Annotated in this window: 19 protein-coding genes and 2 tRNA genes; 15 read left to right on the top strand and 6 right to left on the bottom strand. The window is 43.4% G+C overall.

Features of this window, described 5'->3' with window-relative positions:
- The first annotated feature begins 18 nt into the window (after nucleotides 1-18).
- A complete protein-coding gene (locus FM107_RS17725; RefSeq protein ID WP_086949807.1) occupies nucleotides 19-1,482 on the top strand; it encodes an aminoacyl-histidine dipeptidase in 1,464 nt (487 codons plus the stop codon).
- Between the two features lie 82 nt (nucleotides 1,483-1,564).
- On the opposite strand, the gene FM107_RS17720 is transcribed toward FM107_RS17725, so the two are convergent.
- A complete protein-coding gene (locus tag FM107_RS17720) occupies nucleotides 1,565-2,197 on the bottom strand; it encodes an NAD(P)H-dependent oxidoreductase (protein ID WP_086949806.1) in 633 nt (210 codons plus the stop codon).
- Between the two features lies 1 nt (nucleotide 2,198).
- On the bottom strand, nucleotides 2,199-2,804 hold the full coding sequence (locus FM107_RS17715; protein WP_179204538.1) for a TetR/AcrR family transcriptional regulator: 606 nt from the start codon (nucleotides 2,802-2,804) through the stop codon (nucleotides 2,199-2,201).
- A gap of 132 nt (nucleotides 2,805-2,936) precedes the next feature.
- On the opposite strand from FM107_RS17715, the gene FM107_RS17710 reads away from it, so the two are divergent.
- Nucleotides 2,937-3,314: a hypothetical protein gene (locus tag FM107_RS17710; RefSeq protein WP_143559527.1), complete on the top strand. Its 378-nt coding sequence runs from the start codon at nucleotides 2,937-2,939 to the stop codon at nucleotides 3,312-3,314.
- A 188-nt stretch (nucleotides 3,315-3,502) separates the two neighbouring features.
- On the opposite strand, the gene FM107_RS17705 is transcribed toward FM107_RS17710, so the two are convergent.
- Entirely contained in the window at nucleotides 3,503-4,330 is an 828-nt protein-coding gene (locus FM107_RS17705) for an alpha/beta fold hydrolase (RefSeq protein ID WP_086949803.1), read from the bottom strand.
- Between the two features lie 532 nt (nucleotides 4,331-4,862).
- On the opposite strand from FM107_RS17705, the gene FM107_RS17700 reads away from it, so the two are divergent.
- The 5 genes from FM107_RS17700 to obgE all read left to right on the top strand — a co-directional run bounded on the left by FM107_RS17700 (nucleotide 4,863) and on the right by obgE (nucleotide 7,611).
- Nucleotides 4,863-4,936 (top strand) — tRNA-Arg (locus FM107_RS17700).
- A gap of 170 nt (nucleotides 4,937-5,106) precedes the next feature.
- Nucleotides 5,107-5,556: a KTSC domain-containing protein gene (locus tag FM107_RS17695; protein ID WP_086949802.1), complete on the top strand. Its 450-nt coding sequence runs from the start codon at nucleotides 5,107-5,109 to the stop codon at nucleotides 5,554-5,556.
- A 320-nt stretch (nucleotides 5,557-5,876) separates the two neighbouring features.
- A tRNA-Arg gene (locus FM107_RS17690) sits at nucleotides 5,877-5,950 on the top strand.
- A 72-nt stretch (nucleotides 5,951-6,022) separates the two neighbouring features.
- Nucleotides 6,023-6,592, top strand: a complete 570-nt coding sequence (locus FM107_RS17685; protein WP_086949801.1) for an adenylate kinase — start codon at nucleotides 6,023-6,025, stop codon at nucleotides 6,590-6,592.
- 20 nt (nucleotides 6,593-6,612) lie between these two features.
- Entirely contained in the window at nucleotides 6,613-7,611 is a 999-nt protein-coding gene (gene obgE, locus FM107_RS17680) for a GTPase ObgE (RefSeq protein ID WP_086949800.1), read from the top strand.
- 66 nt (nucleotides 7,612-7,677) lie between these two features.
- Here obgE and FM107_RS17675 read toward each other — a convergent pair whose 3' ends face one another.
- Together FM107_RS17675 and panB are read right to left on the bottom strand one after the other, a co-directional pair.
- Nucleotides 7,678-8,283: a hypothetical protein gene (locus FM107_RS17675; protein ID WP_143559526.1), complete on the bottom strand. Its 606-nt coding sequence runs from the start codon at nucleotides 8,281-8,283 to the stop codon at nucleotides 7,678-7,680.
- A 10-nt stretch (nucleotides 8,284-8,293) separates the two neighbouring features.
- Nucleotides 8,294-9,109, bottom strand: coding sequence for a 3-methyl-2-oxobutanoate hydroxymethyltransferase (gene panB, locus FM107_RS17670; protein WP_086949798.1), 816 nt, complete (start codon nucleotides 9,107-9,109; stop codon nucleotides 8,294-8,296).
- Between the two features lie 113 nt (nucleotides 9,110-9,222).
- Between panB and FM107_RS17665 the strand changes: the two genes are divergently transcribed.
- From FM107_RS17665 to FM107_RS17650, 4 genes are all read left to right on the top strand, one after another.
- Nucleotides 9,223-9,966, top strand: a complete 744-nt coding sequence (locus FM107_RS17665; RefSeq protein WP_086949797.1) for an RluA family pseudouridine synthase — start codon at nucleotides 9,223-9,225, stop codon at nucleotides 9,964-9,966.
- Nucleotides 9,967-10,079: 113 nt separating this feature from the next.
- The gene (pyrF, locus tag FM107_RS17660; protein WP_086949840.1) at nucleotides 10,080-10,913 is read left to right on the top strand and encodes an orotidine-5'-phosphate decarboxylase; all 834 of its coding nucleotides are present in this window, start codon (nucleotides 10,080-10,082) and stop codon (nucleotides 10,911-10,913) included.
- An 81-nt stretch (nucleotides 10,914-10,994) separates the two neighbouring features.
- On the top strand, nucleotides 10,995-11,747 hold the full coding sequence (locus FM107_RS17655) for a hypothetical protein (protein ID WP_086949796.1): 753 nt from the start codon (nucleotides 10,995-10,997) through the stop codon (nucleotides 11,745-11,747).
- A gap of 5 nt (nucleotides 11,748-11,752) precedes the next feature.
- Nucleotides 11,753-12,355, top strand: coding sequence for a hypothetical protein (locus FM107_RS17650; RefSeq protein ID WP_086949795.1), 603 nt, complete (start codon nucleotides 11,753-11,755; stop codon nucleotides 12,353-12,355).
- Nucleotides 12,356-12,434: 79 nt separating this feature from the next.
- Here the strand turns inward: FM107_RS17650 and FM107_RS17645 are convergent, their stop codons facing one another.
- Complete coding sequence (locus FM107_RS17645) at nucleotides 12,435-13,571, bottom strand: acyloxyacyl hydrolase (RefSeq protein ID WP_256959619.1); 1,137 nt, start codon at nucleotides 13,569-13,571, stop codon at nucleotides 12,435-12,437.
- A 122-nt stretch (nucleotides 13,572-13,693) separates the two neighbouring features.
- On the opposite strand from FM107_RS17645, the gene FM107_RS17640 reads away from it, so the two are divergent.
- The 4 genes from FM107_RS17640 (at nucleotide 13,694) to FM107_RS17625 (ending at nucleotide 18,006) form a co-directional block, all read left to right on the top strand.
- Nucleotides 13,694-14,605, top strand: coding sequence for an AEC family transporter (locus FM107_RS17640; RefSeq protein ID WP_086949794.1), 912 nt, complete (start codon nucleotides 13,694-13,696; stop codon nucleotides 14,603-14,605).
- A gap of 82 nt (nucleotides 14,606-14,687) precedes the next feature.
- Complete coding sequence (locus FM107_RS17635; protein WP_086949793.1) at nucleotides 14,688-15,671, top strand: SUMF1/EgtB/PvdO family nonheme iron enzyme; 984 nt, start codon at nucleotides 14,688-14,690, stop codon at nucleotides 15,669-15,671.
- 30 nt (nucleotides 15,672-15,701) lie between these two features.
- On the top strand, nucleotides 15,702-17,015 hold the full coding sequence (locus FM107_RS17630; protein ID WP_086949792.1) for a Gfo/Idh/MocA family protein: 1,314 nt from the start codon (nucleotides 15,702-15,704) through the stop codon (nucleotides 17,013-17,015).
- Between the two features lie 4 nt (nucleotides 17,016-17,019).
- Complete coding sequence (locus tag FM107_RS17625; protein WP_256959618.1) at nucleotides 17,020-18,006, top strand: FAD:protein FMN transferase; 987 nt, start codon at nucleotides 17,020-17,022, stop codon at nucleotides 18,004-18,006.
- The last annotated feature ends 9 nt before the right edge of the window (nucleotides 18,007-18,015 follow it).

Genomic DNA, 18,015 nt, shown 5'->3' with positions numbered 1-18,015 from the left:
GGATTAACAAATAAAAAGATGAGTTCAATCATACGAAAACTAGAGCCTAGCGCATTGTGGCAGCATTTCGACGAATTAAATGCGGTGCCTAGAGCTTCAAAAAAAGAAGAGGAAGTTATTCAGTTCATGCTGGATTTTGCAAAAGACTTAAACCTCCCGGCCCAGAAGGATGCTGTCGGTAATCTGCTGATTCGTAAAGCTGCCAGTACGGGGATGGAAGGTCGCAAAACCGTTGTGTTGCAGTCCCATCTGGATATGGTTCACCAAAAGAATAACGATACGGATTTCGATTTTAGTAGACAAGGGATACAAATGTATATCCAGGACGATTGGGTAAAAGCAAAAGGAACGACCCTCGGCGCTGACAATGGTATTGGTGTAGCGGCGATTATGGCGATTTTATCGTCCACCGATATCGCTCATCCAGCGATAGAGGCGCTTTTAACCATCGATGAGGAAACCGGAATGACCGGAGCCAAAGGGCTCCAGGCCGGCATGCTGACAGGTGACATTTTACTCAATTTGGATACTGAAGAAGATACGGAGATTGATATCGGATGTGCGGGTGGTATCGATATTACAGCAAAACTTGATTACCAGCCAGAGGCCCTAGAAGGAAGCGTGAGCCGCTATGCTATCACTGTTAAAGGTTTGCATGGTGGACATTCGGGTATCGAAATTCATAAAGGGCTAGGCAATGCAAATAAAATACTTAATCGGGTTTTGTTTCATTTGTCTGCTTTAGGCGTTCGTCTCATACGTATTGAAGGCGGCGGGCTGCGTAATGCCATTCCGCGGGAGAGCGCGGCAGTGATCGCCACACAAGAGGTCACTTTCGCGCAATTGAATGCCCATCTTGAAGAGATTCTCCCGGATATAAAGGCGGAGTATGCGAACGTTGACGAGGGCCTGGAGATAACACTAGAGAAGTTGCCCGATGAATCGAACGTGCAGGTAGTTCCTGCCGTTGTGCATGATAAGCTTATTAAAAGTATCTATGCGGCACATAATGGGGTATACCGCATGAGTAGTGATTTCGCGGACCTTGTCGAAACATCCAATAATATTGCACGGATCCAGGTTAGCCAAGGTGAGATCCTCGTGAAATGCCTAACACGCTCATCCGTTGAATCCTCGAAGTATGATTTAGCAAATGCGCTGAAAAGCTGTTTTGAATTAATGGGTGCGCAGGTGCGGTTTTCGGGCGACTATCCGGGATGGACACCCAATGCGAATTCTGCGATTTTAGATGTTTTGGTAGGTACCTATAGTGAACTTTTCGGCACATCGCCAGAAGTGGTAGCATGCCATGCGGGACTAGAATGTGGTATTTTAGGTACAAACTATCCGCAAATGGATATGATATCCTTCGGACCAACCATTCGTGGTGCTCACTCTCCGCAGGAGCGCGTATCCATTTCTTCGGTACAGAAATTTTGGACCTACTTAAAGGAAATTCTAATACGTATTCCCACAAAGTAGTTTTTTAAGGGACGAGCCATAAAAAAGAAGGGGGCTCATATCGCTATGACTGCCCCCTCTTCATTTGTTTCAAAATAGTTTTTTAATTAAGTTGGATAACAAAATCTTGTTTTGCGATGCGAACTTTTTTCATGCTTACCAACCAGTCGTTCTCGGTGTCGCGGTAACCTAGTGCGAGAATGGTGACGGATTTTAACCCTTGCGCTGGAAGGCCTAGAAGTTCGTCGAGCTGCGCATTGTTGAACCCTTCCATTGGCGTAGCGTCAACTTTCTGCTCGGCCGCTGCGGCAATCGATAAGCCAAAACCGATGTAGGCCTGACGTGCCGAGTGTTCAAAGTGTTCATCTTTAGTCTTTTGCTGGAAGGAGCTAAAAAGGTTGTTTTTGTAGTCATCTGCAAATCCTTTCGGTAGCGCTCGTTCGAGCTCTTGTTGGATAAATACCGAATCGACGCGCTCTTTAGTGTATTCATCGTAAGCAGCGAACACCAGTAGGTGTGAAGCGTCAACAATTTGGCTTTGTCCGAAAGCAATTGGCTGAATTTTAGCTTTAAGTTCCGGACTGGTGATTTCAATAACCTTGAATGGTTGCAGGCCTGAGGAAGTAGGCGCGAGGCGCGCTGCCTCCAAGATATAGTCTACTTTTTCTTGCGGAACGGACTCTCCGTTCATTTTCTTTGTGGCATAGCGCCAGTTTAAATCTTGTAATAGGCTCATTCTATCTTTTGTTTGTTAAGGTGTATACATAGCTTTCGATCGCATCGTTGAATATCGGACTCGGCCCTTGTGGAATAATATTATTCGAGAGTAGTTCGATTGCGATAAACCCATGTAGGGTCGACCAAAAGCTTTTTATTTTTAAATGGATATCAATATTCGATATTCCATCTTTTTTTGATGTTTCTAGTATTGCGTTCCCCATAATGTTGGAGACTTCCTGCATTTCGGTAACGCTATTTAACTTCTCACAGGTTGGGATTCCCAGGCCAAACATGATGCGGTAGTAATCTGTTTGCTGTGCGGCAAATTCCCAGTAGCGATTCGCGATGTTGCGTATCGTCTGCTCGCTATTCAAAGCTTGTTCATGCCCCTTTTGTAAATGCTCGGTTAAGGCGCAGAACCCTTCTTTTATAAAGTACTCTTGTATAGCTTCTTTGTTCTCGAAATGCTTATAAATAACCGGAATGCTGTATTCAATAGCCTCTGCGATGCGGCGGATTGACAAGGCGTTCCACCCTTCATTTTTAATGATGGTCCATGATTGCTCGATGATGTTGTTTCGAACTTCATCTTGTTGCCTAATCTTACGTTCGCTGATTCCCATTATTTTATATTTAGTTAACAGTGTTAACAAAAGTAACAATATTATTTTATTACTAGATAATGCAAATAAATAAATCAACATAAACCTGACAATTGCGTAGGGACACTGGCCAAAAGAGATGCATTCCGATTGATGGATTTTGCAAAATCGCACTTTGGTCTTATTAAAGGTGATCGTGTACTGGGGCGCTTATATGAGGTATTTTCCGATACGAATAACGAGGAATTGCCCAACCGGTTTACCGCTACCGCAACGGATCTTAAGAGTGAAGAAGAGTTGATATTTCGCGTGGGCGGCCTTTATGCCGGTCCTTCAATTGCCGTACCTGGAATTTTTACAGGCGTCACGGCGGTTGATCGTTTCCTCGTTAACAGCGGAGGCGTCAATTATGTATCCGTATTGCACAATGATAGCCTGATTATAGCAATAAACCTCGACGGTCTGCCTGAGCAAAAAAGCGACCCGATACTTACGATGAGGGTAATCGGTTTGCTTCAAGGAACCTATTAGGTCATGCGAGGCAAGAGGACTGCTATGAATCGTGGTGTCTTTAAACGGGATTATGTCATGAACGTCCAGCAGGATAGTGCTGGATTATGGGAGTTTCATCACTTAAATGAATTTATCCGCTGCGACTATCAGCTCGCAAAGAGCCTATTGAATTTATAGTGCGTGTTTTAAACCCTCCGAGGCGTGAGCTAAATGATCGTCGTTAAAAATTCATTAACGAGTTGATTAAAACGCTCGGGATTCTCTAGGTTTGGTAGGTGGGCGGCGTTGTCGATTTGCGTATAGCGAGAACCTGCGATCCCATTGGCTAAGTCTTGCATATCCTTATCCGCTGTGATGCGGTCATTCGCGCCACGAAGGATTAGGGTAGGGACTGTAATGGAAGGGAGGACTTCGCTGGTATCGGTACGCGCTGCTAGAGCTAGTAGTGTTGCACAAATTGTACGTAGGCTGTTGCGGCGTATACTACTTTTTATCAATTCGACTGCTTCGGGTATTTCCTCAATATTCTCGGGCGAAAAGACATTTTCGGTAAAACCTATTGCAAACGGCCGGCGTCCATATTTTAAAACCGCCTGAATGCTGTCGAAGCGCTTTTGTTTGCCCGCATCGGTATCAGCTTTGGCGTGCGTGTCCGACAGCACAAGCCCATTTATTGTCTCCGGAAAAAGTTGATAGGCACGCAGTGCGATGTATCCGCCCATGGAGATTCCGCATAGCGTAACGTGTGGAATAGCTAATTTTTCGATAAATACGCGTAAGTCTTTTGCAAATACGTCGATGGAAAGGAAACCATGCCCTGAGGTGCTATTTCCATGACCGCGTATGTCGACCGCAATACCTGTTACATGATCAGGTAGGGCGTTGAGCTGTGCCCGCCACATGTTTTTGTTAAAAGGGAAACCGTGTAGAAAAATAACTGTATTCAATTCTTCGGATTTCGATTTTTTGATGTAGTAAGAGATGCTGATATCGCCAATTCGTATTTTATTACTTTTTATAACGCGTTCGTTCATATAGCTTTGATTAAGTGTAAAATGCCCAAAAGGCAGTGTTTGTTTTCGTTTATCTGCTAAAGATAAGTATTATTCCGCTCAAAGCATGAAATGGAATACCGACGACAGGCTATAAAAAAATAAACGATCATCAGCAAATTGGGTGAGGTATTGCTATCCTACCTTCAACACGTGTAGGTAGCTATTCTTTTGGTATATCCATCTTGTATGGTAATTTCTGTCCTTTGCATGCGTGGGAAACGTATAAGGCCATTGTGAAATTCCTCAACTACTTGATCTCGTCCAACAACATCTGCAAAATAAATAGCATCAGTTCTGCAGCTTCTTTACTTTTCATATGGATGTGTCAGGCATTCTTACGATTCTTTGCCAAGGAGTCAGTAGCGGAGAGTTGTTTTTGGATAAATTAATTCGCTCATAGTAAATGGATTTGGTGCTGTTCGCTGGAAAAATCATAAAAAAATTTGAAAAAATAGAAAAAGTGTCGATATTTGCAACATCAAAAACGAATAGTTATTGATAACTCAAAAATGCGCTCATAGCTTAACTGGATAGAGCACCTGACTACGAATCAGGAGGTTAGGGGTTCGACTCCCTTTGAGCGCACTTTTTAAATTCTCCAATTAAAATCCACTTCACACTTTTTATAGTACCGTATTAGAAATTTTTGGGGTATTCCTACAGGCGTAGCAGCGTGATGACCAATTAGCTGCCCAATAACCTCGGGCGATAATGTTTTTGTAAATAAAGGATTTAGAATGTGTACCTTCGCGCCGATGAAAAAAATAACAGACTACAGAAATCTTCTTCAGGTTGACAAATCGGCTGACCTAAGTACCTTAAAAACAGTTTATCGCCAAATCATGAAGGAGTGTCATCCAGACAAGTTTGTTAACGACGAACCAGGGTTGATCGCGGCAGAAGCCAAAAGCAAGGAGATGATCGAAGCGTACCATTTTCTTGTGAGTATTTGCCCAGAAACGTTAGATAAACAGCGTCCTGTTTATAAAAACACGATCGATACATCTGTTATTTTGGATTTTGATTGGAAAGCACAGGTGATGACTATTACGTTTCTCGATGGAAGTCAATACGAGTATTTTGGTGTCCCTCGAAATGAGTACGTGAAATTTATCAATGCCGACTCACCAGCGCGGTTTGCAAAACGTCACATTTACCCTAAATACACATATAGGAACGTCCTAAAGACAACCGCTGCCGTTTAATTTGAACGGGCATGGTGCCGCTTTTCAAATGTAGCAACGTTAGGTTTCTCACGTGTTCAAAATTGAGCGCTACCACGCGGGCCGGTGCATTTCAGATTTTACTGCGGATATTGTTATGCCGGTGCTTACCGGAGAGCGGTGCTACGCGATGATCTACTTGAAGTCCCCGAAAAAATACTTTAAAAATGAGGCTGATAGCAAGCTGGTTAGGCCTAGACGGGGTTAAAAAAATAAAAAAATATTTGGATAGCCGCCCGATTTACCTATATTTGCATCACCAAAACAGAACGACCGAGATGTTAATGATGTGTTGGTTGCCCGCGCTCATAGCTTAACTGGATAGAGCACCTGACTACGAATCAGGAGGTTAGGGGTTCGACTCCCTTTGAGCGCACTTAGTACACGAAGCCTAATTCTCATCGGATTAGGCTTTTTTTTTGAACATAGTAAAAACAATACTACACTTATGCTAAACCTTGTCTTATTCGGTCCTCCAGGTGCTGGTAAGGGTACTCAATCCGAAAAATTAATCGAGAGGTACCAATTAGTACATATCTCTACAGGTGATATTTTTCGTGCACATATCAAAGATCAAACGGAGCTTGGCAAACAAGTCAGCCAGATTATTGCAAACGGTAATCTTGTTCCAGATTCGATAACAATTGCCATGCTAGAGGAAGAAATTAAAAAGAACCCTCAAGCAAAAGGTTTTATATTTGATGGTTTTCCACGCACGGTAGCGCAAGCGGAATCACTTGATGTATTTTTGCAATCCATTGGCGAGCAAATTACAGGCGTGGTGGCATTGGATGTAACCGAAGAGGAGTTGAAACAACGAATTGCAAAACGTCAAGAGTTATCCGGTAGGGCAGATGATGCTGCTGATAAATTGACCAAGCGCATCGAAGAGTACTTTAATAAGACGGTACATGTTTTACCGTATTATGAGGGGCAAGGAAAACTTTCAAAAGTCAATGGTATTGGTGAAATCGAAACCATTTTTGATGACTTGACGGCCATCATTGACAAATATTAAATAAATAGTAAAGCAGTATTATGGCCCAAGGCTCGAATTTTGTAGATTATGTTAAGGTGTGTTGCCGTTCGGGACACGGTGGCGCTGGTTCAGCGCATTTGCACCGCGACTTGCAAACGGCAAAAGGCGGGCCTGACGGTGGTGATGGTGGACGTGGAGGGAATATCATCCTCAAAGGGTCGAGCAATCACTGGACACTATTGCATCTAAAGTATAGAAAGCATATCATTGCTCCTAACGGTCAGCCTGGTAGTAGCGGTTTGTCGACGGGTGCTATGGGTAGAGACGAAGTGCTGGAAGTGCCATTAGGTACTATAGCGAAGGATGCGGAAACCGGCGAGATACTGTTTGAGATCACCGAAGATGGCGAAACGAAAGTTTTAACCGCCGGCGGTAAAGGGGGGCTAGGCAACTGGCATTTTAAGTCACCCACCCAGCAGACACCCCGTTTTTCTCAACCCGGTCGTCCAGGCATAGAGCAGTGGATTATTTTGGAACTTAAGGTACTTGCGGACGTCGGGTTGGTCGGATTCCCTAATGCGGGTAAATCGACGCTTCTATCCGTAGTCTCTGCAGCGAAACCTGAGATTGCCAACTATCCGTTTACGACGTTAGTACCAAACCTAGGTATTGTGAGTTACAGGGATAGTAAATCTTTTGTAATGGCGGATATTCCGGGGATTATCGAGGGCGCCTCGGCAGGTAAAGGGTTGGGATATCGCTTTTTACGGCATATTGAGCGTAATTCAGTGTTACTCTTTATGGTTCCTGCGGACACCGATCGGAGCATCGAGCAGGAGTACGCTATTTTATTGAATGAACTGACGCTGTATAATCCGGAATTGATTGATAAGCCGCGTTTGCTGGCCATTACCAAGTCGGATATGCTTGATGATGAGCTCGAACAGGAGATGGCATTAACAGTTCCTAAAAGTATCCCTTCCATTTTTATATCGTCGGTTGCTGGGAAAAATATCCAGCAATTAAAAGACATGATCTGGAAAGCGGTTAATAGCTAAGGACGGCTAAAAAAATATATATTACAAAGCGATGGTCTTTCTCTAGGCACATCGCTTTTTTAGTTATTAAATAATAGCGAATAACTTTGTCTCTACCGCTCGTTTGTGGGTATGAATCTGTTGGAAGAAAAGATTGTTAGCCTCCGATTTATTTTGCTCGAGCAGATACGGTAGGATAACCACACCATTTTTTGTGTTTAGTTTATAGTACCCGAACACAATTCCTTTGTTTTTCTGTATGGATCGGACCTCGTTTACAGAGACAACGTCGTGTTTGATGTTGAAAGCGAAGCCCGTTTTTTTTATATAGTCGACGAGCACTTCACCGGTCTTTGGGTCGTAAAATATTTGTTGGTCTTTCGCTGTGCGTACGTGGTTGGTGTAAACAAATAACTGGCCAATAAGGTAAAGGCTAAGTGGAAGTAAAATCCATAAAACTTTTATTTTTATTCCAATTATGAGTATAAGAATAAGCAACACAAAACCGGAGATCACGGTCCACAACGTACCGCTAGTTGCCTGCATGATGACCGACTTACAGCTCTCGACCGGTAAAAAGGTGTTTGGTCTGCGGATTTTTGATAGGGTGGTTTGCGGCCCAGTCATAGAGAAACGCCTCCAAAATAGGTATAGTAAAGTGCCAATCAGCGCTATCAATAGGAGTACCTTCATTGCTGTGCTTCTAGTATTGTTCCGACTCGTTCGGGTAATTCCCTGATTTCACGTCTGCCGCGTACCGAGAAGCAGCTTCCACGACGCTCTCATACATATTCGTGTATTGACGTAGGAACTTAGGTTTGAAATCTTTGGTAAAACCGAGCATGTCGTTCACCACGAGGACTTGACCATCGCAGCCATCGCCGGCACCGATTCCTATTGTTGGTATTGTTAACGACTGAGACACTTCGCGCGCAAGTTTAGCTGGAATTTTTTCCAGCACGACCGCGAAGCATCCTGCTGCTTGAAGCGCTAATGCATCTGCTTTTAGTTTCTGGGCTTCAGCATCCTCTTGTGCACGTACGCTGAAAGTCCCAAATTTATTGATCGACTGCGGAGTTAAGCCGAGGTGCCCACATACGGGAATACCGGCGTTTATGATTTTGGCTATATTATCTATAATCTCGATTCCTCCTTCAAGTTTTAAAGCATGCACACCAGACTCTTTCATCATGCGCACGGCGGCTTTAAATGCGTCCTCCGCTGTCCCCTGGTATTCGCCAAAGGGCAAGTCCGCAAGCACCAGAGCACGTTTGGTGCCACGTGCGACGGCGCTTGCATGGTATATCATATTGTCCAGTGTGATCGGTAGCGTAGTTTCGTACCCTGCAAATACGTTTGCTGCCGAATCGCCAATAAGCAATACATCGATCCCTGCTTCGTCCAGCGCTTTGGCGGTGGAAAAATCATAGGCCGTGAGCATTGTAACTTTTTCTCCCTTTGTTTTCATAGAGAGAATTGTATTTGTAGTAACCCGCTTGATAACTTTATGTACTGACATTTTAAATGTTTTGGTATAGCAAAACTAATTAATTAAAACATAAAACGTCGTAATTATTCGAGATTGCGAGCGTGGCGTGGTAAATCTAGGCGATAATTGTTATTTTTGTTGTCATGCAGGAAAACGAAAGCCGTTTGTTTAAAATTCCCAATTTTAAGGATTTAATCATTTTTGAGGACGACAATTTAATCGTTATCAATAAACCACCATTTGTAGCTTCGCTAGACGATCGAGCCGGAGGAGGCGTAAATATTCTCCGTTTAGCTAAGAAATACCATTCTGATGCACAGATCTGTCACCGCCTTGATAAGGATACTTCGGGTATACTGTTGATCGCCAAGAATCCGGAAACTTACCGTTTGATATCTATAGAATTTGAACGTCGCCGCGTAAATAAGGTGTATCATGCGGTTATAGAAGGAACACATCGCTTTGATGACTTACATGTTAATCTTCCGATATTAAATCAAGGTAATAAAAATGTATCAATTGACCGAGCTAATGGTAAGCTTGCCGAAACCATTTTCAATTCGATACAGTTTTTCAGAAACTATACCTTGGTCGAATGTAAACCGATTACGGGGCGTATGCACCAGATTCGGATTCACTTAGCTACCCAGCGTGCCGCAATTGTTGGCGACGAGATGTACCGCGGAAAACCGGTTTTCTTGTCAAAAATCAAGAAAAGGGGATATACGCTCTCAAAAGGCGAAGAGGAAACGCCTATTATGAAGCGCTTCGCATTACATGCGCACAGTGTGAGTTTTGCCATTGACGGTAAGGATTATGCATTTGAGGCGCCTTATTCGAAAGATTTCGCGACGTTGATTCGGTTACTCGAAAAATTTGATAGCTAGACCTACGCTTAAGATAGGTTAGCCCGTTGGGGAGCAGCAAGTATCTGTAGGGATGTATAGGGTAGCTTGTTGCTGATTGTATTGCTTTAGAAAACATGATTAATAAAAAATATATGACACGAGCGGAATTAATTCGGCAAATCAAATCGAAGAAGAGCTTTTTGTGTGTTGGTTTAGACACTGATATTGAAAAAATTCCGCAGCATTTACGCGATGAAGAAGATCCGATTTATACCTTCAACAAAGCGATCATTGAAGCAACGGAAGATTTGTGTGTCGCATATAAACCAAATATCGCCTTTTATGAGTGCTATGGTGTGCGCGGTTGGCAGTCGTTGCAGAAGACATGGGCGGCGATACCTAAATCGTGTTTAAGCATTGCAGACGCCAAGCGCGGCGACATTGGGAACACATCAACACGTTATGCAAAGGCATTTTTTGACCAGCAGGTATCGGGATTAGGGTTTGATTCGATTACAATCGCTCCCTACATGGGACACGATTCGGTCACTCCATTTCTAGATATTCCAGGCAAATGGGCGATAGTGCTTGCGTTAACCTCAAATCCAGGTAGTTTGGATTTTCAGAATTTCCGCGATGAGCACGGACAGGAACTCTTCGAGTCCGTTTTGGAAAAGGTTGCTAGTTGGGGATCCATTGAAAACACGATGTTTGTGGTGGGGGCTACGCGGGGGAAAGGGTTTGCTAGGGTACGTAAATATGCACCGGATCATTTTTTGCTCGTTCCTGGCATTGGAGCGCAAGGAGGCTCGCTTTCAGAGGTTTGTCAGTATGGGATGAATAAAGATTGTGGTTTACTCGTCAATAGCACCCGCGGGATTATATATGCGTCCTCAGGTAAAGACTTTGCCGAATGTGCGCGGCGTGAAGCGCTCAAATTACAGCAGCTAATGCAAATAGAACTCGAAAAAGCAGCGGTCATTTAAAAAGCGGGAGAAAGCTAGCTTTTATTCTATTAAGCGGAAGATTGGCACAATAATTAGATGTATATTTGAAATTAATTCAATATGCAACTCAGGGCGATTCAGCTACTTTCTTTTGTTCTTTTATTAGTTGCTACTGGTTGTAGCTCCCTCTATATGCCCAATGTGCCGGCAACGCCGATGTTTAAGCGGCAAGGCGAGGCTTATCTAGCCGCGCATGCGAATCTCAAGGGGAATATCAGTGCTAATGCGGGTGTCGCCTTTGGGAAACATATGGCATTAATAGCCAATGGCGCATATATTAACCGAGGGAACTCAAGAAGTAACGAGCTTTTTAAGCAACACCTTGTTGAAGGTGGTTTGGGTTATTTTTCGACTATTGGTCAGCAAAAACTACAAGTGCTGGAGGTGTATGGTGGGTATGGTATCGGTCGCAGCAAAGCAGTTGATCGGCGTGCACAGGTAACAGGAATGGAGCCGGTAGAAACGCGAGAGATGGAATTTGATAAGATATTTGTGCAGGTCAATTATTCCTCCACACGTCAGAAAAAACTGATTTTGCTGGGCAAGAAGCGAGAATTAAGCTACGGAACGGCTATTCGCGCAAGCCGAGTTGCTATGCGAGACTTTACAATTAACGATTTGCCGAGTCAAAAGGAGGAAGCTTTTTTTATTGAGCCTTTGTTCTATACTAGACTCGGTTTAACAAACTACTTGCATTTGCAATATACGAATGGATTTAATTTTAATGTGGTGGATAATCAGTATTTAAAGGCCGGTAATGCAGTATTTACCTTAGGTCTGACCTATAAATTTGGTGGTAAAGTAAAAAAATAAGCGGAATGAAAAGAATAACAATAGGAATGTATAGTATCATTGGCTTAATCGCTTTGATGCTGGGAAGCTGCGCAATCTCTAAAAACCAAGTCGAGGCGCTTGCTAAATGCGACTATTCCGTAGAGTCGTTAGATGATGTACGCCTTGCAGGTCGTTCGGTGGCAGGCTTTACCGATGGTGGAGGGGTGAATCTATCTTCATTGCCCGGCCTTGCCCTAGCTATGTTAAGTCAGGATCTGCCACTTGAGGCGAAAGTTAATATGAAGGTTAGTAACCCGACTCCCCAGCGTACGGCAATGAACTCGTTCAAATACCTTATTGAGCTGCAAGGTAAGCCGCTATTTGAAGGGACGGTAAACGAGAACTTAAATTTGAATTCCGGCGAAAGTGCCGTAGTACCGTTAACTTTTAAAGCCAATATTTTTGGCGCGGCGAAGGAGAAGGGATTAGAAAATTTGTTGAACGAGATATTCACCAAAGAAGGTGAGGGCTTTTTGGTTCTTAAAATTAAACCCTCCATGAAGATCGGTGGTAGTAATATTTATTACCCGGGCTATATCACGGTAGACCGTAACTTAGCTAAGAGCATCGGTAAACTTGTAAAGTAGGTTTCTTTAGGCTGTATAGTAGTTATATGCCCGCTTTAAGAGAATGTTCCTCTTGAAGCGGTTTTAGTTATAAGGGGTATTAATCTCTGTTAAATGTATAGCCTACTGTCCATTCGATAAAGTCCGCTTTGCCTTTATGCGCTTTAATAGACATACCGGCATTGATGTTTTTGTAGACGTAGTAACGTGCTCCGGCTCTTAAAAACACGCGTTCGATTTCACCGTTGAAGTATTCTTTGTGCAGGTAATAGCCGATGTTGCCGTTTAGCACCAGTTTTTTATTAAGCACGTGGACTAGGTAGAAGGAGGGTCCACCCGATAATTTAGCGCTTAATTTACCAGATTGTTCACCAGCAATTTCGTCATTGTTCCCCGATGCGGAGTAAAATAGATCGAATCCTCCGCCCATACGCCATTTATGTGACACATGGGTGCTGGCATAGGCGCTCAGCGTTGTTTTGAAGAAACGGCGTTTTTTGTCGCGTTGTAGCTGTTTCCAGCCCATTCCGTAATTGATGTGGTACAATATTTTGCGGCTCGGAGGAAGAATATGACTTTTATCTGGCAGCACCTCCGATGGATGAGGTTGATAGGTGATTGACGCTGTAACGGGTACTAAGTTGACACCTTTGTTGGGTAAACGCATCGCACCGTTTGAAAAATGATGGAAAGCTAAACCTAGACCGGCTCTCCACTGAGGGCTTAATTTGTACTGCGTGCGGATACCCAGGTCAATATATACGTTGTTTTTAGCGCCGATGACAACATTCAGCGGGTTGTTCTCCTCATTGTACGGCCGGAAGTTTCCCGAAATACCCAGTCCTATCCGATAGTCAAATGCCCACCGTTTGTTGCTAAGATTGCCAAACGGCGATTGTACGAAACCATAAACAGCGTAGGGACTACCAATGATGTCGGTGTTGAAGGTACTGCTATAAAAACCAATTCCATAGATCGGATTGTTATACAATGTGAAATATTGATCGTCTGAATTTTGGATTTTCCAACCTATTTTGAGGTTTACACCATTATAGTAAGCGCGGTCAAAAGTCGTCTTTTTGATTTCTTTTTCGGCCAGTATTCCCCCGTTTTCCACCTCTAGTTCGATGACCAAGGGGTTTTTTGAATTACTTTTCAGGGGTATGCTATCTGTTTGTGAATAGCTTATAGCGGGCCCCATGAGGAGCATAACGTAGATAAGTTGAAGTTTTTTCAATTGCAACACTGAATATTGTATAAATTTGGCCCCAAAGTTATTAATTTAAATGAAATATAGTTTTATTTCTATAGTTTATGACACAATTTCTATATTTTTTTCCCGATTTTTGAGAAGCTAGCATGTCAAATTTTTTAATTATTATTTTCTGTCTATTTGCAGGCTACTTACTTCGAAGAGCGAAGGTTGTCAAATCCGATGGGTATAAAGCAATTAATACTTGGATTCTTTATATAGGCCTTCCCGCCGTCTCCTTTAAATATCTTCCTGGGTTGCAGTGGGATAATACGTTGCTTGTCGCATTGTTGTCACCCGCAGTTCTGTTCGCTGGCGCTTATTTGTTTATTAAGTGTCTTGAAAGGCCGCTTGGGCTGTCCGCTAGAAGCTCCCACACGCTGATCCTTGTTTCGGGTTTTGCTAACACTTCTTTTGTAGGGTTTCCCTTGGTGGCTACTTATTTCGGTCAGCAGCAGATAAAATGGGCGATAATTAGTGATCAGTCTACTTTTTTTCTGCTTTCTTCGATAGGCACCTATATCGCGATCAAGGGCAGTCTGGGTAAACCGCTCTCGGTAGGCTTTGGACAAACTGCGAAAAGAATTGTTCGTTTCCCGCCGCTTATTGGCTGCGTGCTGGCGCTTGTTTTTTCGCGCGTGGTCGATATGCGCGCTCTGGATCCTTTTTTTTCGCAGCTTGCCTCCACTGTATCGCCATTAGCGTTGTTTTCAATCGGTATGCAGCTTTCGTTCAGTTTCTATCGATCGGAGGTTTTTGCAATCAGTCTTTCGTTATTCTATAAACTTATTGTAGGTCCGGGATTTTTGATCCTGCTTTGTTACGCTTTAAATTTAAAGGGTGAAGTTACCCAGGTTGCAATTTTTGAAATGGCCATGCCTAGTTTGGTTGCTACGAGCTTGGTGCTCCAAGAGTTTCGTTTGAACTCTAAACTAGGCAATTCAGTGATCGGGTTGAGCATATTGATCGGGCTCATTACGACTTATCTAGCCTACTTTTTAATAACCTATCTTTTGTAACTTGATTGTTGTTTAGCTGACTTAGTGTATTTTTTACATTATATTTTCTATATTTAATTCCGATTTGTAAAAATCTGAATTAATGATGATTGAAATTTTAAAAAAGAGTACACTTCTTGTCGCCCTAACGACATATAGTCTATGCGGTCATGCGCAAGAGAAACATGAACGTTACGAACAAACGTTGGATGGAACAAAATTAACGTTTTCGATGGAAGCAATTCCAGGGGGCGAGTTCCAGATGGGCAGTGACAAATCTGATAAAGCGGACGAGAAACCTGTGCATTCGGTGAAGATTGATCCTTTCTGGATGAGTACCTATGAGGTTACCTGGGATATTTATGAGCCCTTTGTGTATAAGGATTTGGAGGTAAGCCAGTCCCAGGATGGTGCTGTGCCCGAAGAAGTTGATGCATTAACGCGTCCCACGAAACCTTATTTAGACATGACTTTCGGTATGGGGAAGGAGGGGCATCCTGCCTTAGCGATGACGCATTATAATGCGATCCAGTTTTGTAAGTGGCTGTACGTTCGTACAGGTATTTTTTACCGCTTGCCTACCGAAGCGGAATGGGAATACGCCTGTCGCGCCGGCAGTGAGAGTACTTATTATTACGGTGATGACGCTGCGCAGCTTGAAGATTACGCATGGTTTGCTCGTAATAGCGATGAGCAGACGGCAGCTGTAGGTTCCAAAAAAGCGAATGCTTGGGGACTCTACGACATGATGGGGAATGTTGCGGAATGGACCTATGATCAATATATGGAGGATTACTATGCGAAATTCGAGAATAAAGTAGCTGATAATCCGGTCGTTGTTCCGACCACCCTTTACCCGCATAGTGTTCGTGGCGGCTCGTTTGAGAGTGAGTCTGAGGATCTGCGTTCTGCAGCGCGGATGCAATCCGATCCCTACTGGAAACAACTAGACCCTCAAATTCCTAAGTCCAATTGGTGGTTTCCTGAAGCACCGTTTGTTGGTCTTCGGATTGTTCGTCCTGTTACTCCACCATCACATCAAGAGATAATGGATTATTATGATAAGGCTCCAATTAAAGATTTTTAACACAATATATACCTATATACCTATTTACTGATGAATAATTTAAAAAGACGAGAGTTTATCAAAGCAGGGTCGGCGCTTACTGGCGCGGCTGTGCTAGCTTCAAGTCCGATTACAAGCGCATTTGCCGCTGGGACGGATGAAATTAAAATCGCACTAATTGGATGTGGAGGACGTGGTACGGGTGCTACGTTTGATGCTTTTGCATCTGGACAAAATATTAAGCTTGTTGCCATGGCTGATGCTTTTCAAGATAACCTTGAGGCCACATACAAAACAATAAAAGAAAAATTTGGCGATAAGGTTGATGTGCCTGATTCCCGTAAATATGTGGGCTTTGATGCTTATAAAGCTGCGATCAAAGATGCAGACGTCGTATTGCTTACAACGCCCCCAGGGTTCCGTCCGATTCATTTTGAAGAAGCTGTAAAAGCAGGTAAACATATCTTTATGGAGAAACCGGTAGCGGTTGATATTCCGGGGATACGTCGCGTGCTTGCAGCGGCTGCTGAAGCCAAAGCAAAAAAATTAAACGTCGTTGTAGGCTTGCAACGTCGTTACCAGACGAATTACCGCGAAGCTATTAAGCGCATTCAAGACGGCGCTATTGGCGATGTTGTTTCCGGACAAGTATATTGGAATAGTGGTGGTGTTTGGGTACGTCCGAGAAAACCAGAGCAAACTGAAATGGAATACCAAATGCGTAACTGGTATTATTTTAATTGGTTATGCGGGGATCATATCGTCGAACAGCATGTTCATAATATCGATATTGCCAATTGGGTTAAAGGGAAATACCCGATATCGATCGAAGGAACCGGAAGCCGCGCACATCGTACGGCCAAGGAGTACGGCGAGATCTACGATAACTTTGCTCTCGAATTAACCTATGATGATGGGTCAGTGGTGTATAGCCAGTGCCGGCATTTTGAAGGGATCTCCAATCGTGTGGATGAGACTTTTCAAGCTACAAAAGGGCGTGCATTTCTTTCGGCAAACAATCAAGCGGTATTGTGGGATACCCAGGGCAATGAGATCTATCGACATGACCCTAAGGGAAATCCAAATGCATATCAGCAAGAGCATAAGGAACTTTTCCAAGCGATCGCCAATAATGAGTATAAATTTGATAATGCTGAGTACGGCGCATATAGCACCTTAACGGGGATTATTGGACGTATTGCTTGTTACACCGGTAAAGTAATCAAGTGGGACAAAGCGCTGGAATCGACGGTCGACCTGTCACCAGCATCTTACGCTTGGGATGCGGCACCGAAACCAGCACCTAATGCTGATGGGTTTTATCCGGTAGCTGTCCCAGGTAAAAATACGGGATTATTTATATAGTATTTTGTTAAACCGAATCGTAATATCATTAATACTAAGCCTAGGTTGTAGCGCATATGCGCAGCAACCTAGCTTCGTTATTGATGGACGCGGACAAGGTACAACCTATCATTTAAAATATTATGCTGAGCGGAGCATGATTACCCGTGAGCAAATTGATAGTATTCTAGCGAAGATCGATGACTCGATGTCCCTGTATAAAGAATCTTCAATAATCTCCAAATTCAACGGTACAGCGCAGGGCATGGTCACTATGGACGCGCACATGCAAAAAGTAATTAAACGTTCCTTTGCGATTTCTAAAGAATCCAGAGGAATTTTTGATATTACCGTGCAGCCGCTCGTCTCATTGTGGGGCTTTGGACCTAAACGGGTTACTAAAATGCCCAGCCAGCCTACTATCGATAGTGTGCTGCAGTACGTAGGTATGGAAAAGCTCGCTTTACACGGAAATACACTGAAGAAAAAAACACCAGGAATACGAATCGATTTGAACGGAATAGCCCAGGGCTATACCGTCGATGTGCTGGCTGACTTCTTAGCGTCGAACAACATTAAAAATTATATTGTGGAGCTTGGTGGCGAGATCCGCGCAAAAGGTCACAAAGAGAAGGGTGCGCCTTTCGAAATTGGCATTGAACGTCCTGTGGGCGCTGAGCAAAACAGTTTTCGCCTTCAGCTCACCGATAGAGCAATTACTACTTCAGGTAATTATCGACATTCTTTTGATAAAGAGGGTATTAAAGTGCATCACCACCTCAGCCCGTTTACAGGTTATCCACTACAGAATAATGTGGCTAGCGTGACGGTCATCGCGGATACAGCGATGGATGCAGATGGATATGATAACGTATTTATGGCGCTACCTCCTCACGAGGGGATCGCACTTGCCAATCGTCTAAAAGGCATTGAGGTATATATCATCTATAAGGATGAGAAGGGCTACAAAGAAGTATTTTCGAAGGGTTTTTCTCGTTACATTAAAACTTAAGCAATTTAA

Origin of the sequence: Sphingobacterium sp. JB170, from assembly GCF_900163865.1 — a bacterium.
GTDB lineage: Bacteria > Bacteroidota > Bacteroidia > Sphingobacteriales > Sphingobacteriaceae > Sphingobacterium.
This window is presented reverse-complemented; position numbering and strand designations above follow the sequence as displayed.